Source organism: Pseudomonas sp. NPDC087342 (assembly GCF_044744265.1).
Taxonomy (GTDB): domain Bacteria; phylum Pseudomonadota; class Gammaproteobacteria; order Pseudomonadales; family Pseudomonadaceae; genus Aquipseudomonas; species Aquipseudomonas nunensis.
On the sequence record NZ_JBIUXZ010000013.1, the window covers coordinates 76750 to 83197 of the forward strand.

General features: G+C 60.8%; 3 protein-coding genes. All 3 read left to right on the plus strand.

The window, feature by feature from the left end:
• The first annotated feature begins 10 nt into the window (after positions 1-10).
• Complete coding sequence (gene aroB / locus ACIOYV_RS22455) at positions 11-1111, plus strand: 3-dehydroquinate synthase (RefSeq protein WP_265042635.1); 1101 nt, start codon at positions 11-13, stop codon at positions 1109-1111.
• Between the two features lie 10 nt (positions 1112-1121).
• Positions 1122-2711, plus strand: coding sequence for an AAA family ATPase (locus tag ACIOYV_RS22460; protein WP_054054592.1), 1590 nt, complete (start codon positions 1122-1124; stop codon positions 2709-2711).
• 350 nt (positions 2712-3061) lie between these two features.
• A partial coding sequence (gene gltB, locus ACIOYV_RS22465; RefSeq protein ID WP_401327117.1) for a glutamate synthase large subunit occupies positions 3062-6448 on the plus strand: 3387 nt, incomplete at its 3' end.

Sequence of the window (6448 nt, forward strand, 5' to 3'; positions counted from 1 at the left end):
GTGGGGACACATGCAGACACTCAAGGTCGATCTAGGCGAGCGCAGCTACCCGATTCATATTGGCGAAGGTTTGTTGGATCAGCCCGAGTTGCTGGCCCCGCATATTCGCGGGCGGCAAGTGGCAATCATCTCCAACGAGACCGTTGCGCCGCTCTATCTCGAGCGTCTGACCAAAAGCCTCGCTCAGTTCTCGGTTGTCTCCGTGGTGCTGCCCGACGGCGAAGCCTTCAAGACCTGGGAAACCCTGCAACTGATTTTCGACGGTCTGCTGACCGCCCGCCACGATCGCCGCACCACGGTGATCGCCCTCGGCGGCGGCGTGATTGGTGACATGGCCGGTTTTGCCGCTGCCTGTTACCAGCGCGGCGTTGATTTCATCCAGGTGCCGACCACGTTGCTGTCGCAAGTCGACTCTTCGGTGGGCGGCAAGACCGGGATCAATCATCCGCTGGGCAAGAACATGGTCGGCGCCTTCTATCAGCCGAATGTGGTGCTGATCGATACCGCCACCCTGAATACGCTGCCGGCTCGCGAACTGTCTGCGGGCCTGGCTGAAGTCATCAAGTACGGGCTGATCTGCGACGAGCCGTTCCTCACCTGGCTCGAAGAAAACGTCGATCGCCTGCGCGCTCTCGATCAGGTCGCCCTGACGTACGCTATCAAGCGCTCCTGCGAGGCCAAGGCTGAAGTGGTGGGCGCCGATGAAAAAGAAACCGGCGTGCGCGCCACGCTGAACCTGGGGCACACCTTCGGCCACGCCATCGAAACCCACATGGGCTATGGTGTGTGGCTACATGGTGAAGCGGTCGCTGCTGGCACCGTAATGGCGCTGGAAATGTCCGCACGCCTGGGCTGGATCAGCGAGCAGGAGCGCGATCGCGGCATTCGCCTGTTCCAGCGTGCCGGCCTGCCGGTCGTGCCGCCTGAAGAGATGACGGAAGCCGATTTTCTCGAACACATGGCAATTGACAAGAAAGTGATCGACGGTCGTTTGCGCCTGGTGCTGCTGCGCCACATGGGCGAAGCGGTGGTGACCGACGATTATCCGAAAGAGGTTCTACAGGCCACGCTGGGAGCGGATTACCGCGCCCTGGCTCAGCTTAAAGGTTAATAAGATCCCGATGACTAGTTTGCATGCCGACGAGGCTTTCCTCGGCCATTTCCAGTTAAGTCATGACCCTTTTGCTCCACGGGTGCCTGGCTTCAAATTTTTCCCGGCCCAGCGCAAACCGGTGCTGGGGCAACTGCATCACCTGGCGCGCTACAGCCAGTTGCTGCTGGTAGTCACTGGCCCGCAAGGCAGCGGCAAGACCCTGTTGCGTCAGGCCCTGGTGGCCAGCACCAACAAGCAATCCGTGCAAAGCGTGGTGGTTTCCGCCCGTGGCGCCGGCGATGCCGCCGGCGTGCTGCGTCAAGTCGCCCAGGCGCTGAACGTGGCCCAGGCCGAGATCAACGCGATTCTGGCCCAAGTGGTGCAGCTCGCGCTGACCGGGCAGGAAGTCTATTTGCTGGTGGACGACGCCGAGCAACTCGACGAATCCGCCCTCGAAGCCTTGATGGCTTTGGCGGCCGGTGCACCGGAGGGTCGCCCGCATGTGTTCCTGTTCGGCGAGTCGTCGCTGATTGCGCAACTGGAGGCGCTGAGCCTCGAGGAAGAGCGCTTCCACGTCATCGAATTGCAGCCGTACACCGAAGAAGAAACCCGCGAATACCTGGACCAGCGTCTCGAAGGCGCCGGTCGGGGTATCGAACTTTTTACCGCGGATCAGATCTCTGATATTCACGAAAGCTCCGACGGCTGGCCTGGCAACATCAACCAGGTCGCCCGCGATGCGATGATCGAAGCCATGATTGCCAGCCGCACAGCGGTGAAGCGTCCAAGTATGGGGTTCAACATGCCGAAGAAACACGTATTGGCGATTTCCGCCGTAGTCGTGGTCGCGGTAGCCGCCGCCTGGTTGATGCCGGGCCGCAGCAAGACACCGACCACCGGCGCACCGGCCAACGAACAAGCCCAACTGCCACTGGGCACGCCAAAACCTAACGCTGCCGGGGGCGCTCCTTCGGTAGAGTTCGCTGGCAACACGCAACCGATGCCATTGCCGCTGGTCGGCCAATCGCAACCGGTCATGCGCAGCCCGTTGGCCGAAGCGGCCGGTGGTATTACTGAAGGCGACGACGGCGTGCCGGTCGAAGGCTCCAGCGCTACACCGCCAACCGTGACCACGGTTGCGCCGCCTGCCGGCATCCAGCCTGGCCCTGCGCCAACACCAACGCCAGCCGCCAAACCTGCGCCAGCACCGACTCAGGTCGCTACCGCCAAGCCAGCGCCTGCACCAGTGGCCAAGCCGGCCCCAGCGCCAGCCAAGCCTGTTGTCGCCGCCAAACCGGCCGAGAAACCGGTGACCGTCGCCAAAGCCGCCGGTGGCAGCTGGTATGCCGGGCAAGCACCGGGCAACTACGTGGTGCAGATCCTCGGCACCAGCTCCGAAGCCGCCGCGCAAACCTTCGTCAAGGAGCAGGGCGGCGAGTACCGTTATTTCAAGAAAGTCCTCAACGGCAAACCGCTTTTCGTCATCACCTACGGCAGCTTTGCTAACCGCGATGCAGCCGTTAGCGCCATCAAGGCCTTGCCAGCGAAGGTTCAGGCTGGTAAACCTTGGCCTCGCTCCGTCGCCAGCGTCCAACAGGAACTGGCAACAGCTCGCTGAAGATTCGGCGGCCTTACCCAGGCCGCCTCTCTCGGCACCTCAAAATTTCTACAAGCGCATGCCGCCTCTACAGGCCGCGTGCCTTGTGGTGTCTGCGTCATAGTGGTCTTTGAGTCGTTGCGGTCAAAATTAAAAAAGTTTTGACTAGCACAGCATATCGCTTTAAACCTTTCACAAATGCGACATAGATTTGCGACATTTCGTCGTCAAATTTGTGAGCGTAAGTGTCGGTGTGTACAATGACCTCCCTTTTGCCCCCGCAAAGCCGACGTACGTTCGGCGTGGATGGCAAGTGGTTGAATTGAAAAGAAATTTGCCTCGATAAGAGGCAGCCTGGTGAGAAAGTGTCTATGAAAGCAGGTCTGTACCAACCAGATGAATTCAAGGATAACTGCGGTTTTGGCCTGATAGCCCATATGCAGGGCGAGCCCAGTCATACCCTTTTGCAAACGGCCATTGAGGCCCTGACCTGCATGACCCACCGCGGTGGGATCAACGCCGACGGCAAGACCGGTGACGGTTGCGGCTTGCTGATTCAAAAGCCGGATGTGTTCCTGCGAGCCATTGCCCAGGAAACCTTCGGCGTTGCACTGCCCAAGCAATATGCCGTGGGCATGGTCTTCTTCAACCAGGACCCGGTCAAAGCTGAAGCTGCTCGCGAGAACATGAACCGCGAGATCCTCGCTGCCGGCCTGCAACTCGTCGGCTGGCGCAAAGTGCCAATCGACACCAGCGTCCTCGGTCGCCTGGCCCTTGAGCGCCTGCCGCAGATCGAACAGGTGTACATCGGCGGTGAAGGCCTGAGCGATCAGGACATGGCGATCAAGCTGTTCACTTCGCGTCGTCGCTCGTCCGTGGCCAATGCCGCCGACGTCGATCACTACATCTGCAGCTTTTCGCACAAAACCATCATTTATAAAGGCCTGATGATGCCGGCGGATTTGACCGCCTTCTATCCAGACCTCAGCGACCAGCGCCTACAAACCTCGATCTGCGTGTTCCACCAGCGCTTCTCGACCAACACCCTGCCGAAATGGCCGTTGGCGCAGCCGTTCCGCTTCCTCGCCCACAACGGCGAGATCAACACCATCACCGGTAACCGTAACTGGGCCGTGGCCCGTCGCACCAAGTTCACCAACGACTTGATGGACCTGGAAGAACTCGGCCCATTGGTGAACCGCGTGGGTTCCGACTCCTCCAGCATGGACAACATGCTCGAGCTGATGGTCACCGGCGGCATCGACCTGTTCCGTGGCGTGCGGATGATCATTCCGCCTGCGTGGCAGAACGTCGAAACCATGGACCCGGATCTGCGGGCGTTCTACGAATACAACTCGATGCACATGGAACCGTGGGACGGCCCGGCCGGCGTGGTAATGACCGACGGTCGCTACGCGGTGTGCCTGCTCGACCGTAACGGTCTGCGTCCGGCGCGTTGGGTCACCACCAAGAATGGCTTCATCACCCTGGCCTCGGAAATCGGTGTCTGGAACTACCAGCCTGAAGACGTGATCGCCAAGGGCCGCGTGGGGCCGGGTCAGATCTTTGCCGTGGACACCGAAACCGGTCAGATCCTCGACACCGACGCGATCGACAACCGCTTGAAGTCCCGTCATCCGTACAAGCAATGGCTGCGCAAGAATGCCCTGCGCATCCAGGCGACCATGGAAGACAACGACCACGGTTCGGCTTTCTATGACGTCGACCAACTCAAGCAGTACATGAAGATGTACCAGGTCACGTTCGAAGAGCGCGACCAAGTGCTGCGTCCGCTCGGCGAGCAAGGCTACGAAGCCGTTGGTTCGATGGGCGACGATACGCCGATGGCCGTGCTGTCCCAGCGCGTGCGCACGCCGTACGACTATTTCCGCCAGCAGTTCGCGCAGGTTACTAACCCGCCGATCGACCCGCTGCGTGAAGCCATCGTCATGTCGCTGGAGATCTGCCTCGGTGCCGAGCGCAACATCTTCCAGGAGTCGCCGGAACACGCCTCGCGCGTGATCCTCAGCTCGCCGGTCATTTCCCCGGCCAAGTGGCGCTCGCTGATGAACCTCGATCGTCCAGGCTTCGAGCGCGCGATCATCGACCTCAACTACGACGAAAGCGTCGGCCTCGAAGCGGCAATCCGCAACGTTGCTGATCAGGCTGAAGAAGCCGTGCGCTCCGGTCGTACCCAGGTTGTATTGAGTGACCGTCACATTGCCCCGGGCAAGTTGCCGATCCATGCTTCGTTGGCTACCGGCGCGGTGCACCACCGCCTGACCGAAAAAGGCCTGCGTTGCGACTCCAACATTCTGGTTGAAACCGCCACCGCCCGCGACCCGCATCACTTTGCGGTGTTGATCGGTTTCGGCGCCTCGGCGGTTTATCCGTTCCTGGCCTACGAAGTGCTGGGCGACCTGATCCGTACCGGTGAAGTGCTGGGCGACCTCTATGAGGTGTTCAAGAACTACCGCAAAGGCATCACCAAAGGCCTGCTGAAGATCCTGTCGAAGATGGGCATCTCGACCATTACTTCGTACCGCGGTGCGCAGTTGTTCGAAGCCATCGGCCTGTCCGAAGAAGTTTGCGAACTGAGCTTCCGTGGCGTGCCGAGCCGCATCAAGGGCGCGCGTTTCGTCGACATCGAAGCCGAACAGAAAGCCCTCGCCGCCGAAGCCTGGAGCCCGCGCAAGCCAATCCAGCAGGGCGGTTTGCTGAAGTTCGTCCACGGTGGTGAATATCACGCCTACAACCCGGACGTGGTCAGCACCCTGCAAGCCGCTGTGCAGCAGGGCGACTACAGCAAGTTCAAGGAATACACGGCGCTGGTGGACAACCGTCCGGTGTCGATGATCCGCGACCTGTTCAAAGTGAAAACCCTGGACACCGCGCTGGACATCAGCGAGATCGAACCGCTGGAATCGGTGCTCAAGCGCTTCGACTCTGCGGGCATCTCCCTCGGCGCTTTGTCGCCGGAAGCTCACGAAGCCCTGGCCGAAGCCATGAACCGCCTCGGTGCGCGTTCCAACTCCGGCGAAGGCGGCGAAGACCCTGCGCGCTACGGCACCATCAAGAGCTCGAAAATCAAGCAAGTCGCGACTGGCCGTTTCGGTGTAACCCCGGAATACCTGGTCAACGCTGAAGTGCTGCAGATCAAAGTCGCTCAGGGCGCGAAGCCCGGCGAAGGTGGTCAACTGCCAGGTGGCAAGGTCAACGGTCTGATCGCCAAGCTGCGTTACGCAGTGCCGGGCGTGACCCTGATTTCGCCGCCGCCGCACCACGACATCTATTCGATCGAAGACTTGTCGCAGCTGATTTTCGACCTGAAACAAGTGAACCCGAAGGCCCTGGTCTCGGTGAAACTCGTTGCAGAAGCCGGCGTTGGCACCATCGCTGCCGGTGTGGCCAAGGCCTACGCGGACTTGATCACCATCTCCGGCTACGACGGCGGCACCGGCGCATCGCCGCTGACCTCGATCAAATACGCGGGCGCACCGTGGGAACTCGGCCTGGCCGAAACCCACCAGACCCTGCGTGGCAACGACCTGCGCGGCAAAGTCCGGGTACAAACCGACGGCGGCCTGAAAACCGGCCTCGACGTGATCAAGGCTGCGATCCTCGGCGCTGAAAGCTTCGGCTTCGGCACCGCGCCAATGATCGCCCTGGGCTGCAAATACCTGCGCATCTGCCACCTGAACAACTGCGCCACCGGCGTCGCAACTCAGAACGAGAAGCTGCGCAAGGATCAATACATC

Coding starts and splice junctions, on each gene's coding strand:
- ACIOYV_RS22460 (WP_054054592.1), top strand. CDS start 1,122: ATGACTAGTTTGCATGCCGACGAGGCTTTCCTCGGCCATTTCCAGTTA.
- aroB (WP_265042635.1), top strand. CDS start 11: ATGCAGACACTCAAGGTCGATCTAGGCGAGCGCAGCTACCCGATTCAT.